At 61.2% G+C, this 16,193-nt stretch carries 13 protein-coding genes; 4 read left to right on the top strand and 9 right to left on the bottom strand.

Annotated features, from left to right (window positions below; genetic code table 11):
* Window positions 1–294: 294 nt before the first annotated feature.
* Genes BLV67_RS26945 through BLV67_RS26925 form a run of 5 tightly spaced genes read right to left on the bottom strand, consistent with a single transcriptional unit; the run spans window position 295 to window position 8,008 of the window.
* Entirely contained in the window at window positions 295–1,524 is a 1,230-nt protein-coding gene (locus BLV67_RS26945) for an alginate lyase family protein (protein WP_069787449.1), read from the bottom strand.
* A complete protein-coding gene (locus BLV67_RS26940) occupies window positions 1,521–4,589 on the bottom strand; it encodes an efflux RND transporter permease subunit (protein WP_069787450.1) in 3,069 nt (1,022 codons plus the stop codon). Before BLV67_RS26940 ends, BLV67_RS26945 begins: the two co-directional genes overlap by 4 nt.
* Entirely contained in the window at window positions 4,586–5,704 is a 1,119-nt protein-coding gene (locus tag BLV67_RS26935) for an efflux RND transporter periplasmic adaptor subunit (protein WP_069787451.1), read from the bottom strand. Before BLV67_RS26935 ends, BLV67_RS26940 begins: the two co-directional genes overlap by 4 nt.
* 16 nt (window positions 5,705–5,720) lie before the next feature.
* Window positions 5,721–6,530: a MipA/OmpV family protein gene (locus tag BLV67_RS26930; protein ID WP_069787452.1), complete on the bottom strand. Its 810-nt coding sequence runs from the start codon at window positions 6,528–6,530 to the stop codon at window positions 5,721–5,723.
* Window positions 6,527–8,008: an efflux transporter outer membrane subunit gene (locus tag BLV67_RS26925; protein WP_069787453.1), complete on the bottom strand. Its 1,482-nt coding sequence runs from the start codon at window positions 8,006–8,008 to the stop codon at window positions 6,527–6,529. The genes BLV67_RS26930 and BLV67_RS26925 overlap by 4 nt, the downstream gene beginning before the upstream one ends.
* A gap of 97 nt (window positions 8,009–8,105) precedes the next feature.
* On the opposite strand from BLV67_RS26925, the gene BLV67_RS26920 reads away from it, so the two are divergent.
* The 3 genes from BLV67_RS26920 to surE all read left to right on the top strand — a co-directional run bounded on the left by BLV67_RS26920 (window position 8,106) and on the right by surE (window position 10,873).
* On the top strand, window positions 8,106–8,795 hold the full coding sequence (locus BLV67_RS26920; RefSeq protein WP_069787454.1) for a response regulator: 690 nt from the start codon (window positions 8,106–8,108) through the stop codon (window positions 8,793–8,795).
* Window positions 8,796–8,800: 5 nt separating this feature from the next.
* Window positions 8,801–9,976 (top strand): sensor histidine kinase, encoded by a 1,176-nt coding sequence (locus tag BLV67_RS26915; RefSeq protein ID WP_069787455.1) that lies wholly within the window; start codon window positions 8,801–8,803, stop codon window positions 9,974–9,976.
* Window positions 9,977–10,075: 99 nt separating this feature from the next.
* Window positions 10,076–10,873, top strand: a complete 798-nt coding sequence (gene surE / locus BLV67_RS26910) for a 5'/3'-nucleotidase SurE (protein WP_069787456.1) — start codon at window positions 10,076–10,078, stop codon at window positions 10,871–10,873.
* On the opposite strand, the gene BLV67_RS26905 is transcribed toward surE, so the two are convergent.
* The 4 genes from BLV67_RS26905 to BLV67_RS26890 form a co-directional block, all read right to left on the bottom strand.
* Window positions 10,849–11,280: a MarR family winged helix-turn-helix transcriptional regulator gene (locus tag BLV67_RS26905; RefSeq protein ID WP_065931232.1), complete on the bottom strand. Its 432-nt coding sequence runs from the start codon at window positions 11,278–11,280 to the stop codon at window positions 10,849–10,851. The genes surE and BLV67_RS26905 overlap by 25 nt on opposite strands.
* 133 nt (window positions 11,281–11,413) lie before the next feature.
* Window positions 11,414–11,659 (bottom strand): hypothetical protein, encoded by a 246-nt coding sequence (locus tag BLV67_RS26900; RefSeq protein ID WP_065931233.1) that lies wholly within the window; start codon window positions 11,657–11,659, stop codon window positions 11,414–11,416.
* On the bottom strand, window positions 11,656–13,095 hold the full coding sequence (adeC, locus tag BLV67_RS26895; protein WP_065931234.1) for an AdeC/AdeK/OprM family multidrug efflux complex outer membrane factor: 1,440 nt from the start codon (window positions 13,093–13,095) through the stop codon (window positions 11,656–11,658). Before adeC ends, BLV67_RS26900 begins: the two co-directional genes overlap by 4 nt.
* Before the next feature lie 54 nt (window positions 13,096–13,149).
* Window positions 13,150–13,962 (bottom strand): helix-turn-helix domain-containing protein, encoded by an 813-nt coding sequence (locus BLV67_RS26890; RefSeq protein ID WP_065931240.1) that lies wholly within the window; start codon window positions 13,960–13,962, stop codon window positions 13,150–13,152.
* Between the two features lie 321 nt (window positions 13,963–14,283).
* On the opposite strand from BLV67_RS26890, the gene BLV67_RS26885 reads away from it, so the two are divergent.
* Window positions 14,284–15,981: a cyclic peptide export ABC transporter gene (locus BLV67_RS26885; protein WP_065931235.1), complete on the top strand. Its 1,698-nt coding sequence runs from the start codon at window positions 14,284–14,286 to the stop codon at window positions 15,979–15,981.
* The last annotated feature ends 212 nt before the right edge of the window (window positions 15,982–16,193 follow it).

Raw genomic sequence — 16,193 nt, 5'->3', positions numbered from 1 at the left:
TCAGGTTCCAGATAGGTTCAAGGTGACTTCAGAACACAGGGTGATCTTAATGACACGTAGTGTCATATGCAAGTCAAGTGTCATGACTTTCAAGGTCGATGGCGGTTCAACTGAGAATTGTGCGCAAGAAGCTGGAAATAACCCTGGAGCAACGGGCCGCGCTCATTCGGCCACGCTGCCTTCAAGGAGCACCTGGGAGAGTCATGTCTTGTCCCACTGGAAAACATCAACTCAGGCTGGCAGTGCCGTATTGACCCGCAGTCGTGGTTGCCGTAACGGCGCATTGATGGATTTTCAGGGCACCAGTTCACTGGGTGACAGACCGTATTCGCCCAACGAGTAGAGCAATGTTCCATAACCCAGTTGGTCATATCCGCCACTGTTTGGACCGTAATCCCCACCACCGCCTTCCACCTGGACTTTATGCGCGAAGGCTTTCACGTTCGGCGCCGTCAGGCCTTTAAACACCACGTAGTGGTTGTAGAGCAGTTCCCAGATCGGACGGATGTCGCCGCGATGCTCTGCCGAAATAACGCTTTGCTGGAAACTGCTGTTGATAAAGGGTGTAAACGGCACGTCCTGGCCCAGGTTGTATTTGGCCACATACTCGGCGCCTTGCAGTACGCGGTTGTTCTGATAACCGAACAGATCATCGCCCTGGCTCCAGGCCATTTGGCAGAAACTGCCGAGCAAGGCAATGTCGAGCAGGGTGTGCGCCTGGTCACGCCCGCTTTCCTGGACCTGGCCGAGACCATTGCCGTAGAGCTTCCACACCACGTGTTCAATGGAACCGTTGCCGGCGCCATGTTTGAAGTAGTTGACCGCTTCATCATAGATATCGCGGCGGTCGGTCAGCACGCCAATTGCCAGCATCGCGTTCATGTTGGCCAGGTCCCAGTTCGCCCAATAGTGATCGACCAACGCGTTATTGTGATGCGCCAGGAAGTCATGGTTCATCGGGTAGAAGACCGTGAGCATCATGTGCTGGAACTGACGAAAGTCCGCAGCCTTCCACTTCGAATAACCGCGCAATAATTCTGCGGCATTGGCGAGTTGGTAACCGTACAGGCCTGATGCCAGGAATCGGTCCGAGGTGCCCTCAATGGCCGTGAGGGTGGTGGACCACTGGTTCAACAACGCCACGGCTTTGTCGGCATACGCGGGGTCGCCCGAGAGCTGCCAGCGCAGTGCCAATGCGTACGCTGCAGCAGCATCGTTGAATAACCTGGCGTAGTTTTCCGGATGCTGGCCATCCGCGCCCCGATACACCACCGCGACCGGGCTCGGGTTCCAGGCCAGTGATGCGTGTCGGTTGGCGATCAGCTTCTGCCAACCGGCCAGCCACGGTTGGTTATGGTTGGCGAGTTTTTCGCGGATGCGTATGAAGTCCTGTTCGGTCTGCAACAGGCCTGGGTGGACGAACGCGGAGGCTTGAGCGCCGATACTCATCGACAGTGCGCCAAGCAGCACGGCCCCGAGGCTTATGCGCTGGATAGTGCGCTTTGCCTTCAACGAAAAAATCATGGTGTGTTCGCCTTGATGTGTGAATGTTTACGCGGTGTGAACAGCAATACGTACAGCACGGGGATCAACCCCAGAGTGACCAACGTGCCCAGTGCCAGGCCGCCCATCAGCGTGATCGCCATGCCTTCCCACAGTGGCCCGGCAAACAGCATCAGCGGCACCAGCCCGATAATGCAGGTCAGTTTGGTCATGATGATGGGGCGCAGGCGTTTGACGGCGGCATTCACCACAGCCTCGTACACCGGCAAGCCCTCGTGGAGTTCCGCTTCGATACGTTCGAGCAACAGCACCGCGTTGTTCACGATAATCCCCGCCAGGGACAACAGCCCGAAGGTGGCCATGAAGCCGAACGGGTAGCCGGTGATCAGCAGCGCAACAGCCACGCCGATCAGGACGAAGGGGATCGCCGAGACCACAATCAGCAGCTTGCGAAACGAATTGAACTGCCAGACGAACAGCAACAGCATGGCGATCAGCGCGTGGGGCAGGTATTGCAGCAACGCCTGGTTGGCATCCGCCGAGTCTTCGATCTCGCCGCCCAGTTCAATGCGGTAGCCCGGCGGCAGGGGCAATGCCGCCACCTGTGGCGCCAACTGCTCGACGATGGAAGTCGCCGTCAAAGAAGGGTTATGTCCGACCACGGTAATGGCGCGTTCCTGATTGCGCCGCATCAGCGTCGAAGGTTCGCTCGACGCGACGATGCGGGCAACGGCCGCCAACGGCACGGGCGGTGAACCGTCGGCCGGATAGACCAGGATGCCGCGCAGATCGGGGGAGGCATCGGTTGTGGTCGACGGCTCGCGCACTACCAGCGGGACGCGGGTCTGGTTGTCCTGCAACGACGACACCTGCTGGCCGCCGAAATGCAGTTGCAACGCCTGGGCAATGGCTTGGGTGTCGACCCCGGCTCGGCGCGCGCTGTGCTGGTCGACCTCGACGGTATAGCGCGTCAGGCGGGTGCTCCAGTCATTGCGCACATCCAGTGTGCCTGGCACGTTACGCAGGGCTTTTTCGATCTGGCCGGCGAGGTTGCGCAGTACCTGTTCGTCCGGGCCCAGCACGCGATAGATCGCGACACCGGCCTCGGTGGTGCCCAGGGAAAAACGCTTGGGCTCGGCGCGCAGTTCCGGGTGTTGCTCGAGCAGATAGCGGCGCGTGTTAGCAATCACCGCATCGATATCCGTACCGCTTTTGACGCTGACGGTAAAGTACGCGGTTTCCGGTGCCGGCAAAGGCGGGTTGAGGCCCAGCACGATACGCGGCCCGCCATCGCCGACGTAGCCGATGCTGTCGGCCACCTGGGGTTCCTTGCTCAGCCACAGGCTGATCTCGCGCACGCTCTGCAAGGTCTTGCGCGAACCGCTGCCGGGCTCCAGGGTGATGGGCACCTGGAACTGCAAGCGGTCGGACTGAGGCAGAAAGTCATAGGGCACGCGCATCAGTTCGAAGATCGCGGCGCCCAGTAACACCAACATGGCAATCAGAAACAGCACCTTGTGTTGCAACACCCGGCGAATGACCGCCCGATAACCTCGGTAAAAACCGCTGTCGTAGCTGTCCTCTGCGGCCTTATGGCGTGGGGGCTTGGCAAAATACAGGCACAGCAGCGGCGTGACGGTAATGCTCAACAGCCACGAGCCGAGCAGGGTCAGGGCCAATACGACGGCCAATGAACGCAGGTATTCATTGGTGCTGGTCTGGCCGAGAAAGAACGGCGAGAACGCCAGCACAATCACCAGCGACGAGGTCAGCAATGGAATCGCCAGGGTGCGCCCGGCGTCCTCACAGGCCTGGCGCCGATCCTCACCGGCGTGCAGCCGGCGTTCGATGTCCTCGGCGATCACAATGCCGTTGTCCACCAGCAAGCCGAGCGCGAGGATGATTGCGGCGATCGACACGGTTTGCAGCTCGACCCCGAGCATGCGCATGGCGATCAACGTACCGAGGATGGTCAGCGGCACAATCGCGCCCACCACCAACCCGGTGCGCCAGCCCAGGAACAGCATGACCACGGCCATGACGATGACCACGGTTTCGATCATCACATGCTTCATCTTGGCCATTTGCTGATCGACCACATCCGCCTGGAACGTCACCCTATGGGTGCTGAAACCCAACGGCAGTTGCTCCTCCAGCTGGGCCAAGCGCTCGCGCAAGGCCACGCCGAATTGATGAACGTTCTGTCCTGGCGCCATCGACACTGCCAGCACCACGGCGTCCTGGCCTTGATACACCGCAGCGGTCTGGGGCGGGTCGGTAGCCATGACCGAGATCTGCGCGATGGCGCCGAGTGCTACCGATTGCGCGGTGCCGTCGGCGCCGGGCAGTTGGATCGGCAACTGGCGCAGTTGCTCCACGTTGAGCACTTCGCCGGTCACGGTCAGGGTGGTGATCTGCCCGCCAATGTCGGCGATACCGCCGGGCGCCAGCACGTTCTGTTGCTGCAATTGCTGGAACAACTGCTGCGGGGACAAGCCCAGCCCCGCCAGGCGCTGCGGGTTGAAGTCGATTGACACCTGCTGGTCCTGCACGCCGTGCAGCGTCACCTGGCCGATGCCCGGTAACCCGCCCAACTGGTCGCGCAGGCGTTTGAGCGGTCCGCGCATCTCGCTCATGCTGTAGCCGGGCGCGGTAATCGCGATGGACGCGACGGCGACACGCCCGAAATTATCGTCGACGAACGGCCCCTGGGTGCCCGCTGGAAAGCTGGCGCCGGCCTCGGCGACTTTATTGCGTACCTGCTGCCACAGCACGCCCAGGTCCTTGATTTCATCGCGGGCCGTCACCTGGATGATCACGCTGCCAGGGTGGACGGTGGTCACGATGTTTTTGATCTGCGACAGCTCGCGCAGTTTTTCTTCGGTGGGGCGGGCCAGCAACTCCTCGGCGCGTTCGCTGGGCAGACCGGGGAACTGGATACTCACCAGCGCATCGCGGATCGTCACAGAGGGTTCTTCCTGAGTCGGGAAACTCAGGAATGTGGCCACGCCTGCAAGCAGGATCAACAAGGCAGTGAATAAGGTCAGGCGGCTCGCGCCCAGGGCGTGACGGGTCAGGTTGATCATTCGGGTGTGCTCAAACGGCTGGAGGGCGAGAGCAGGTTGACGGGCTGGCCGTCGGTGAGGAACGCCACGCCGGTGACGACCACTTGCTCGCCGTCCTTGAGGCCGTTGTCGATGGCGACACGGCCCTGGTCGATCAGGCCGATCCTGATCTCACGCAGGGCGACCTTGCCCTGGGCCGGGTCATAGACGAACACCTGTACCTGGCCTGCGTCGCCACCCATGCGCAGCGCCTGGGTCGGAATCGACAGCGTGAGCGCGGCGGGGGCCGCCAACCGTACGTTGAGGTTCACGCCGCTGGGGAGCGCGAGGTCGCGGGCGTTCAGGCGGAAACGCGCGCTTTGCAACAGGCCGTTCTGTGCACGCGTCGATAGGCCTTCGAGTATCAGCGGCAGGCTTGAGCCGGGTGCTGCCGGGTCGTTGGCGACCGCGTGGTCGCCAGGCTTGAGGCCGGCGGCCTGTTCCACCGGGATTTGCACGATGACTTGTAACGCGCCGCCGGCCTCCAGTTCCATCACCACCTGGCCGGGCGACAACTCGCTGTACAACTGCGCGGGTCTGGCCACGACGCGGCCATCAAACGGCGCGACGAGTTGGCCCTGGCGTTGATCGCGTCGTACCAGGTCCAGCGCCGCTTCATCGGCGGTCTGCTGTGCAACGGCGGCCTGCCACGCAGCGTCGGCTTGCTCCACGGCGCTGGCCGCGACGCTGCCCTGGGCGAATAGCTGTTGCTGGCGGTCCTTGTTGCGCTTGCGCTCGCCGGTTTGCGCCACGCTGGCGAACAAGGCCGCTTGCGATTGTTTCAGACGTAACCGCACGGCTGCCGTGTCCAGGCTTGCCAGCACCTGGCCTTGTTTTACGCTATCGCCGACGTCGACGTTCAGCGCCACCAGGCGGCCCGCGCCTTCGAAGGCCAGGGCCGCGCGTTGGCGCTGGCGCACCACACCGGTCAACGGCGCAACGTCGGCCTCTGCCGCATGCACGCTGGTGACTTTCACCGACCTTACGGCCGGCTCCGGCATCGGTTCCTCGCGCGAACAGGCCGCCACCATCAGGCAGGCAACGCCAAGCAACAGGGGACGGCCCCAAGGACGGAACAACTGAGCAAAACCCTGCATGCCTGGCGCCTCGTTATCAGAAGGTGTAGTTGATGGCGAACATGCCCAGGCCGGCGCTTTCACGTCGGACCAGCGGGCTGTTACGCGCCTGGTCGGCGTACTGGGTCAGCGTCAGGCTGGCCAGCGTCGACCAATGCGCGTCCAGGCTGTGCTGCCAGTTCAAGGCGGCGGAGTAGGCGTAAATCCCGGCATCGGCGTCGTAGCGCCCATAGAGTGAACGTTGGCTCTGCGCCTGGGTGACGCCAAAGAAGGTCTGGTTGTAGCGGCCATCACCGGCATGGGCGTCGATGTCCAGGGCCAGGGTGTCGCTGCCTGTGTGGAATAAAATGCCTTCCAGGCCGAATCGGTAACGGTTGCCGCGATGTTCGCCGGCCATGCGCAGTTCGGCTTCGCCACTGGCCGACAGCCAGTCAAGCAGTTGCTGGCTGAGGGTGAAGTCGGCGACGGTGGCGCCGTTGACATCGCCCATGCCGTTCAGTTCGCGGTCGCCCGGGCGGCTGGTGCTGTCCTTTTCCTTACGGCCCAGGTCGTAGTTGATCGCCGCGCTGGCGCCAAAGCCGCTGTCGGATTGAAATTGCAGGCCCACACCACGGGTGGTGTCGGCGAACAACACGCCGTGCTGGATGCTGAACATCGGCAGCACAAGCGCGCGGTAACGGTCGGCACCCATGTAGCGCGGCGTGACACCCATGCCAAGGCCCAGGGTGGCGGTGGTCTTGTCGGCTGCCGGGCTGGCGTCGGCCGCCTGTGCCGGGGCCGCCAGCGTGCAGGCCATCAAGACGGCGCCCCACAGCACGGTGCGGGTAGGGGGAGTGTTCAAGTTCATGGTGAAGCCCTTTCAACGGAGGAAAATAACGGTGCGCCGGACAGCGCGCGATACAGCGCCAGGCGGTTGAACAACAACTGGTAGGTGGCCTTGCGTAATTCGATGGCCGATTCAGTCAGGCGAATGGCCGCCGCCGGGTGCTCCGACCGTGCCGCCGCACCGGCGACAATCTGTTGGTCAAGACGCTTGGTCTTCAATGCGCTCAATGCCGCCAGATCAATTTGCGTGGCGGCGTTGGCCAACGCTTGCTGACGTTGAGTCAACAGGTCGGCGATTTCGCGGAAGGCGTCCTGCACGGTCTTTTCGTATTGGGCGACGGCGGACTGTTGGCGCGCGGTGGCGAGGTCCAGGTTGGCCTGGTTGCGGCCACCGTCGAACAGCGGCAGGTTCAGTTGCGGGGTGAACAGCCAGGCGCCGCTGCCGGATGAAAACAAGGTGTTCAAGCGCGGGCTGGCGATGCCCGCGCCGGTGCTCAAGGTAATCGAGGGGAAGAACGCCGCACGCGCGGCGCCGATGTTGGCGTTCGCGGCGCGCAGCGCTTGTTCGCACTGGCGCACATCAAAGCGCTGCAACAGCCGCTGGGATGAGAGCTCGATCAGCCAGGGCGGAGTCTCCAAGTCAATTGCGGGGTCTGTCGCGGTAGCGGTCGAAGGCGCGGCCTGATAGCCGCTGACCCACGCCAACGCCTGTCGTGCACTGGCGTGATCGGCGCTTGCGTTCTGCCATTGCTGGGTGGCACGCCGAACTTCCATGCGCTGGCTGTCGACCATGTCCTGGGCGATGAGGCCCTGCGTTTGCTGGCCGACGAAAACGCTCAGCAACTGGTTCTGATTGTCGAGCATGGACTGCGTGTCGGCCTGCACGCCTGCCTGCAAGCGCTCCTGCAAATACAGGCGCGCCACTTCAACGATCAGCGCCTTGCGCGCGGCGAGGGCGCCGTAGCGCGTGGCCAGGTAGTCATGCTGCGCCGCTTCGGACAGGCTGCGCACCCGGCCGAAAAAATCCAGCTCGAAGTCCGAGATCCCCACGGAGGCCACCGCGATGTCCTGCCCATAACGCTCGTCGGCAGCCTTGTCGTGCAAGTGCTGGCGGTTGCGTTGCAGCCCCAGGGCCACGGTGGGCAGACGATCGGCGCGGGAAATGCCGTACCGGGCGCGGGCTTGCTCTACGCGCAGCAACGCCAGGCGCAGGTCACGGTTGTAGTCCAAGGCTTGTTCAACCATCGCCTGCAACTGCGCCGATGGGTCCAGGCCGGCCAGCAGTTGTTTTTCCTCTTCGCTAAGCGCTTCTACGCTGTTGATCGTGGAGGAGGGCGTGCCCGTTACCCGTGTGCCTTGCAGGTTGTCCGGCACCGGCAACGCGGGCGTCTGGTACATCGGCGCCAGCGAACAGCCGGTCAGCATGCCGACCAGCAGCAAAACCGCGCCGAGGCGTTCGGGCGGCTGGATAGGCTTGGACAGCGGGGCGGTGGTCGGCATAGGATCGGTTCGCGAAAGTCGGGCGTAGGGCAATACTGCCCGTGGACTCTCAATAAACCGTTCGCGAATTATCAAGGTTTCATCAAGAGGCTTCTTTGTGTCAGGAAAACGTATCCTCATCGTCGAAGACGACGCTGACAGCGCCAACATTCTCGAAGCCTATCTGCTGCGGGACGGTTTTGAGGTGGCCCTGGCCGAAGACGGCCAGCGCGGTCTGGACCTGCACAAAAGTTGGCGTCCCGATCTGATCCTGCTGGACGTGATGCTGCCGCGCTTGAGTGGCACTGAGGTGTTGTCTGCGGTAAGGCGCAGCAGTGACACGCCCGTGATCATGGTCACGGCCATGGGCGACGAGCCGGAAAAACTCGGCGCCTTGCGCTATGGCGCCGACGACTATGTGGTCAAGCCCTACAGCCCGCGCGAGGTGGTGGCGCGGGTGCACGCGGTGTTGCGGCGCACCATGGGCAGCCAGCCGGTGGAACAGCTGTTGCGCCATGAAAACCTGCGAGTGGACCTCGTCGCCTTTACCGCGGCCATTGAACATCGGGATGCACCCTCGCAGCTGCTGGACCTGACGCCCACGGAGTTCAAATTGTTAGTCACCTTGCTGAAGACACCCTCCAAGGCGTTCACCCGTGATGAGCTGCTGGAAATCTGCCTGCCGGAAAGCGAAGCCCTGGCTCGCGTCGTCGACACCCATGTGCACAACCTGCGGCGCAAGCTCGAAACCCATGGCGTCGCCGGGGTACTGGTGACGGTGCGCTCCATCGGCTATCGGTTCAGGTGAACACTATGCTTGAGAACTCACGGGTCAACGACAAACCCTTGTGGCGCTGGGTCGGCATGCGCATGAGCCTGCTGGCGATTGGCGCGGTGGTGGTGATTGCCATTTGCATGTGGATCAACTTCAGGCTGTCGGACCGGTATTTTTTGCAGCACCTGCCGCCAGCGGCGCGCGAGGAATTGCTGCAGCTGCGCGCCGAACCGCAGCTAAACGAAAAACGTCTGCGTCAACTGGTTGCCGAATATTATCCGGTGGAATTCTTCCAACCGGACATGGCCAACCGAGACTGGCTGATTCTGGCGTGCCTGGTGCTGGCGGCTATTCCGATCATCATCGTCTGTGGTTTGTGGTTTTCGCGACCCTTGTCCAGCCAGTTCTCGGCGATTGCCCAGGGCGCAAGGCGGGTCGCCGGCGGTGATTTCCTGACGCGCCTGCCGGTTCACCGCGACGCACCCGATGAGCTGCAGCGCCTGATCAGTGACTTCAACAGCATGACCACGCAACTGCAGCGCTATGAGCGTGATGTACGCGAGTCCAGCGCGGTCATCGCCCATGAACTGCGCACGCCATTGAACGCCGCCATGGGCCGCGTGCAGGGCATGCTCGATGAGGTATTCCCCAGCGATACCGCGCAGTTGGGCATGGTCAAACGGCAGCTCGATCAACTGCGCAAACTGGTGGATGACCTGCACTTGTTGTCGATGGCCCGTGCCGGCCGTTTGGTGCTGGAGCGCAGCGATTTTTCCCTGGCGGCCCTGGTCGCCGAGCGCCTGGCCTGGTTCCAGCCGCAGCTGGATGAGGCCGGCGTGCGCACCCAGATCAGTATTGCCGACGGGTTTCGTCTGCATGCCGATCGCGATCGCCTGGGCCAGGTGATCAATATCCTGGTGGATAACCTGCTGCGCTACGCGGCCGGGGGAGGCGAATTGAGTGTGCTGGCGCGTCGCGTCGAAGACCGTGTAGTGATAGAGATCGGTGACCGTGGCCCAGGGATCGAGGCACAGCACCTGGACAGCGTATTTGACCGCTTCTGGCGAGCGGAGCGCTCGAGGGCGCGTTATTCGGGCGGCAGCGGGCTGGGCTTGTCCATCGCTCGTGCAATCTGCCAGGCCCATGGCGGGGCCGTTACCGCCAGCAACCGCGCCGAAGGGGGTACGCTGATCCGGGCGGAGTTTCCGCTGTAGTTTTTCGGGTTTATAGCTATTTCTGGATAACTATTTAAATATAGGTAATTATGCCGTTAATGGCGGTCATCCGAGCGCCTGCATTGACGGAGTATTGCCATGGCGAACGGTGATCATCGATTCGAGCGAATCCTTCTGACCAATGACGACGGCATCGATGCCCCCGGGCTCAAGGTGCTGGAGCGTATCGCGTGCCAACTGGCGAATGAGGTCTGGGTCGTCGCGCCCTTGCTTGATCAAAGCGGCACCTCTCATTCGTTGAGCCTGCACGCCCCCCTGCGCTTGAGCTATCACGGAACACGCCGGTTTGCGGTCACCGGCACACCCGGTGACTGCATTGCCGTAGCGCTCGGGCATCTGCTCAGTCATGACAAGCCGGACCTGATTTTATCCGGTGTGAATCGCGGGGCGAACCTGGGCACGGAAACGGTGTTTTCGGGCACCGTCGGCGCCGCGATGACCGGGTTACTGTCGGGGATTCCCTCCCTCGCGCTGAGCCAGGCGTTTACCGACCGCACCGCTGTGCCTTGGGGAAACGCGCTGACCCACGGCGCGTCCGTCATTGAGCAACTCATGGCGATGGAATGGCCGCAGGACGTTTGCCTGAACGTTAATTTTCCCAGCTGTGCACCCGGTGCCGTACTGCCGCTTAAGATCACGCGCCAGGGCAGGGGGCGCTTGGAGGGAGTGTCCATGCGCTCGGGAGATGACCCGCGCGGCCTGGAATACCATTGGCTTCAATTGGAGCGGCATCAGGGGGCTGATGAGCCAGGCACCGAAACGGCGGAAAATCTTGCGGGGCACATTACAGCAACGCCTTTGCAGTTCGAGCGCACGCACGCGATCGCAAGCGTGGTATCTGAAAAAACGCTTCAGCGCTCCTCGTCGCGGCCATAGTGGCTGAGCTTGTCCATCAGCAGCCCGGCCGCGTCCAATTGCTTGCGTTCCGCGCTCGTCAGGCATGCGTTCGCTGCTTCAGCCAGCCACTCATCCCGGCGCTGACGGCTTGCCTGCAAAACGGTCTGGCCTTGTTCCGACAGCCCGATCCAGGTGCGCCTGCGATCTTCGGTATCTGGCGTGCGAGTAATCAGGTTTCGTGCTTCCAAGTCCTTCAACAGCGCCGCAAGATTGGACGAACGAATGTTTTCTGCCTCGGCAATTTTTGACGGCGTTGCCGTGCCGTCCATTTGATCTATCGCGCTCAGCACCAGCATCTGCGACCAGGTCTCGGGATGATTCTGCGCCTCTTGGCGCAGACGCTTGTTCAAGCGCGTCAAGCGCCCGCGAAACAGTGAAATATCCATGCTGCGGTACCGTGGAAAAAACCTATGAGATTGTAACCAAATCGGGCGCGGTGCGCTGCGGTTGCCTTCGCGTGCCCGGTTAGACGTGTCGAGGGCTTTGATGAGAAGCGCAAGGGTCATACTCATTTTAAGGTCACCCTCGCGCAATCTTGCTCCGCAGTGACGCTTCGCGTTCAGCATTTTGAGCGTTCGGCGCAGCATTCACCAACGTCAGGTTCGCGGCGATATAGAACCCCTGGACCCTACGTTTTTTCTCTTCGTACTCGCAGAGCACTAGCTCGGTGTTTGGCAATTGCGAGGTGTCCAGTGCAGGTTTGACCAGCATTCTCTTGCCCCCCGAGCGCAGGCGCACATATTGCCCAGGCTCGAAGGTGCTCACGGGTGCGTCTCGGCAACGGCCAGCTGCGTCGGGTTTCCCCATGCGCCGCCCAGGGCGGTGTACAGATTGACGTCCGTTATCAACTGCGCCAAGCGGTCAGTGATCAGCGCCTGTTTGGAGGAGAACAACGAGCGTTGTGCATCGAGAAATACCAGGTTGCTGTCCACGCCGATACGATAACGGCGTTGCGCAAGGTCGTAATATGTCTGGTTTGCCCGCACCAGATCAGACTGCGCGCGCAGTTGGTCGTTATAGGTCTGGCGGGCCGCCAGGCCATCGGCCACTTCCTGGAACGCCGTCTGGATGGCTTTTTCATACTGGGCGACGCCGATGTCCTTTTGCAGCTTGGCGTAGTTGAGGCTCGCGCGCAGGCTGCCGGCGTTGAAAATCGGCAGGTTGATTTGCGGCTGGAACGTCCAACTGCCCGAGCCGCCCTTGAACAGGCTGGACAGTTGAGCGCTGGACGCACCGGCATTGGCGGTCAGGCTGACACTGGGGAAAAACGCCGCGCGGGCGGCGCCGATATTGGCGTTGGCGGCTTTGAGCCGATATTCGGCTTGCAGGATATCGGGTCGGCGCTGCAGTAGATCCGACGGCAGGCCCGCGGGCACTTGGGCGATCAGGTCGCCGGCCAGCGGCCGGACCGGCAGGGACTCGGGCAACGCGGTGCCGACCAGCAGCGTCAAGCTGTTGCGGTCCTGTGCGACTTGGCGTTCATAGCGGGCCATGTTGGAGCGGGCACTCTCGACGCTGGTCTGCGCCTGCGCAGCGTCCAGCGAGGACGCCACGCCCTGATCCAGGCTGCGCGTGGTCAGGCGCAGGCTTTCCTCGTAGGAGGCCAGGGTCTGGCGCGTCAGTTCCAGTAGTTCCTGGTCGGCACGCCAGGTCAGGTAGGCGTTGGCGACGCTGGCCACCAGGCTCAGTTGCGCACTGCGCTGCGCTTGCTCAGTGGCCAGGTATTCCTGCATTGCCTGTTCACTGAGGCTGCGCACGCGCCCGAAGAAATCCAGTTCATACGAACTGATGCCCAGCGTTGCCGAGTAGGTAGAGGTTATCGCCGGCTTGCCTGTTTTTGTGATGCTCGCCGGTACCCGCTGACGGTTGCCGCTGCCATTCGCAGAAATAGCCGGGAACAGATCTGCACGCTGAATCTGGTATTGCGCGCGGTATGCCTCGACGTTCAGGGCCGCCACACGCAGGTCGCGGTTCTGCGTCAGGGCAGTCTGAATCAGTTGCTGCAACGCCGGGTCGTGAAACAACGCGCGCCAATCCTGGCGTGCAGCGTCTTGACCGACCGCGCCTGCGCCAGCGGCATAGGCTGGGCCTTGTGGGTACTCAGACGCGACTGGCGCCGCAGGCTGGTGGTAATCGGGGATGAGCGAGCATCCCCCCAACGTCACTGCAACCGTCACCAGGGAGAAAGCAAACTTGTTCATTGGCCAGCCTCATTTGAAGGGGAGCACGGGTTACAACCCGTTTCTTGAGTGGTGCTAGGCGCCGACCATCCATTTGGTCAATCCGTGTCGGCCGCTCACCCCAAGCTTTGCGGTTGCACGCTTGAGATAGGTTTCGATAGAGCTGTTTTTGAGGTGCAGTTTTTGCGCTATTTCCGGCACCGTTCCGCCGTTGAGCAAGCCCAGGCAAACTTCCTGTTCGCGGGTCGACAACGTGATGTCGCAGAGGGCCAGGCGCTTTTGAAACTCGCGTTGAATGTGCGTCGGTTCCTGATCGGCAATCGGGGTCGCCATCCAACTGCCCATTTTGCGCAGCGTGCTCTGACGACTGAACTGGGCATAGCTTTCAATCAGCGGCAGCAGGGCATCGGAGAGATTCTTGAGTTGCGACAATTGGCTCAGGGAATAGTCTTTATGCGTGTGCGATCGATACAGGTTCACCACGCAGCGCCGGTTGCCGTCGCGTGACACCAGCGCACACTGGTGCGTGGCATTCCGCGAGGCCTTGCTTGCCGCGCCTCTGGTGCGTGTTTTCTGACGGATCAGCAGCGAGCCTTCCATGTCCAGCATCTCCTTGAGCAGCGAGTCGTTGGCGGTGGGGCGCAAAGCGTCGGGCGCGGGAATGTCGGCAGGGTCGCCGGCGCTGCCCAGGGCCTTGATATCGATCAGGTGAGTATTTGACTTATCAAAGGTCCATTCGCTGAGCGTCAACGCCGTGACCGGCACAAGCTTGTCGATCAGCTTAAGCATGTTGAGTGCAAAGTGATCCTGATCAGTGCTGGAAATCAGCTCACCGAGGATGAAGTAGAAGTGCGGGCTTTCCGCATTTCGAATGCTGCTTAAATCCATAGTGCAATCATCCTTGATAGCCACGTTTTTATAAGTTGGGGGGTGGGCGATCAGCGCTGCCATCGTTCACTCCTGAAGGGCCTGGCTCGGGTCCGTATTAGGCCCATTCATTGTGTGCCGGTCTGTAATGGAAAGCGGGGACATTCAGGCCACGCCGGCGTGGCGACCGCGTATTTGCCTCGGTCAGTGTTTTGTACAGGCTTTCTGGGACAGCCGATTTGCGGGCAATCCGTACACTTGGCGGCTCCGGCACCCCGGCCGGATGCAGTGTTTTGCCTGACGGGCCAGACCCGGTCTTGAGTGTATTTGAGGAGTTAATCCATGAACAAAGAGCATGAGAAGCCGCCCAAGCCGGGCTCGGTCTTGCGCCTGCTTTGGCAAAACCATCCCTGGCTGGCCTTCTTTTCACTGGTCACTGGCATCATCAGCGGCGTGGCGGCAATTGCGGTGGTCAACGTAATCAACTTGGCGATCTACGAGCAAGGGTCGCGGGTGCACTTGTTGTATTGGTTCGTCGGTTTGAGTGTGGTGGCGCTGGCGTTCCGTAACGGGGCGACCTTGTTTCCCGCCTACGCCAACATGAAGTTGATGACACGCTTGCGCATTGCGTTGTGCCAGAAAATCCTCTCGTCGCCCCTCGAAGAAGTTGATCGGCGCGGCCCGCCCAACGTGCTGACGCTGTTGACCACCGACATTCCGCAGCTCAATGCAACGCTGCTGGTAATGCCGGTGATGCTGGTGGAGTCCACAGTGTTCATGTTCGGCCTGGCCTACCTGGCTTACCTGTCATGGACGGTGTTTGCGCTGACCCTGGCACTGCTGGCGGTCGGCGCGATGCTGTACGTCTTCCTGTTCCTTGGCGGCGTCAAGTTCACCGGCCGCGTGCGTGATGAGTTCACCGCGTTCAACGAGCACACCCACGGCCTGGTGTTCGGCCTCAAGGAACTCAAACTCAACGGCATTCGCCGGCGCTGGTTTGGCCGCTCCGCCATCAAAGAGTCGTCCACGCGGGTCGCACGCTTCAACTTTATCGAGCACATGTGGTACCTCGGTGCCGAGAACATGGGGCTGGTCACCCAGTCATTGCTGATTGGCAGCCTGGTTTTCGTTTTGCCATTGTTGATGGTCACCAGCAGCCAGGTGCTGACCGCCAGCGTCTTGACCGTCATGTACATCCTCGGACCGCTGGGCTTGTTGATCAGCACCATGCCGGTCATGGCGCAAGGCCGGGTGGCGATCAACCGTCTCGCCGAGTTTGGCTTCTTTATCAACGAGCACCATGCCGAGCAGGGCGAGTCGGATAACACCAATGTGCTGCGCCTGGAACACAAGAAGCACTGGCACCAGATCGCGCTCAAAGGCGTAGTGATGAACTATCGCGGCGCGGATGCCGAGAGCGGTTTTGCGCTGGGGCCAGTCGACCTGACCATCAATAGCGGTGAGTTGATCTACATCATCGGTGGCAACGGTTGCGGCAAAAGCACCCTGGTCAAGGCGTTGTGCGGTCTATATGTGCCCCAGGCCGGGCAGATCCTGCTCGATGGCGTCGCCGTCAACGATGAGACCCGCAGTGATTACCGCGACCTGTTTTCTGCCGTGTTCAGCGACTTCCATTTGTTTAACCGGCTCATTGGTCCGGAAGGCGAGGAGGTTAATCCGGAACTGGCTCAGAAGTACCTCGCCGCCTTGGGGTTGGCCGACAAAATCAAGATCGAGGGGTTGGGGTATTCCACCACCAAAGAGCTGTCCTACGGTCAACAAAAACGCCTGGCGCTGGTGTGTGCCTACATGGAAGACCGCCCGGTGTATGTCCTCGATGAATGGGCGGCGGATCAAGACCCACCGTTCAAGCGTTTCTTCTACGAGGAGTTGCTGCCGGAACTAAAACGTCGTGGCAAGACCGTGCTGATCATTACGCATGACGATCAATACTTCCAATTGGCTGATCGCGTTGTGAAGTTGGTCGATGGCCATATTGTCTCCGATGTAAACCTGGTCGCCCAAGACCGTCGCGCCTGATCCTGGCATCGCCGTAACCTGTCCCCAAGCACGCCGCCGGCAACCTTTTTGGTTGTCGGTTTCGTGCTTTTTTATCTTAAAAAAATTATATAAAACAGCTAGTTAAATTTTTAATTGCGAAATAATTCAATGTCCGCCGATTGTCCGGGTTTCAGGTGACATACAGTCCAAAGTGCCAGTGCTTAAATTTGCCAATAAGGTCGTCAGGTGAC

This window comes from Pseudomonas salomonii, from assembly GCF_900107155.1.
In the GTDB taxonomy this organism is placed as follows: domain Bacteria; phylum Pseudomonadota; class Gammaproteobacteria; order Pseudomonadales; family Pseudomonadaceae; genus Aquipseudomonas; species Aquipseudomonas salomonii.
Note: the sequence above shows the minus strand (reverse complement) of the source record. Positions and strands in the feature narration are given on the sequence as shown.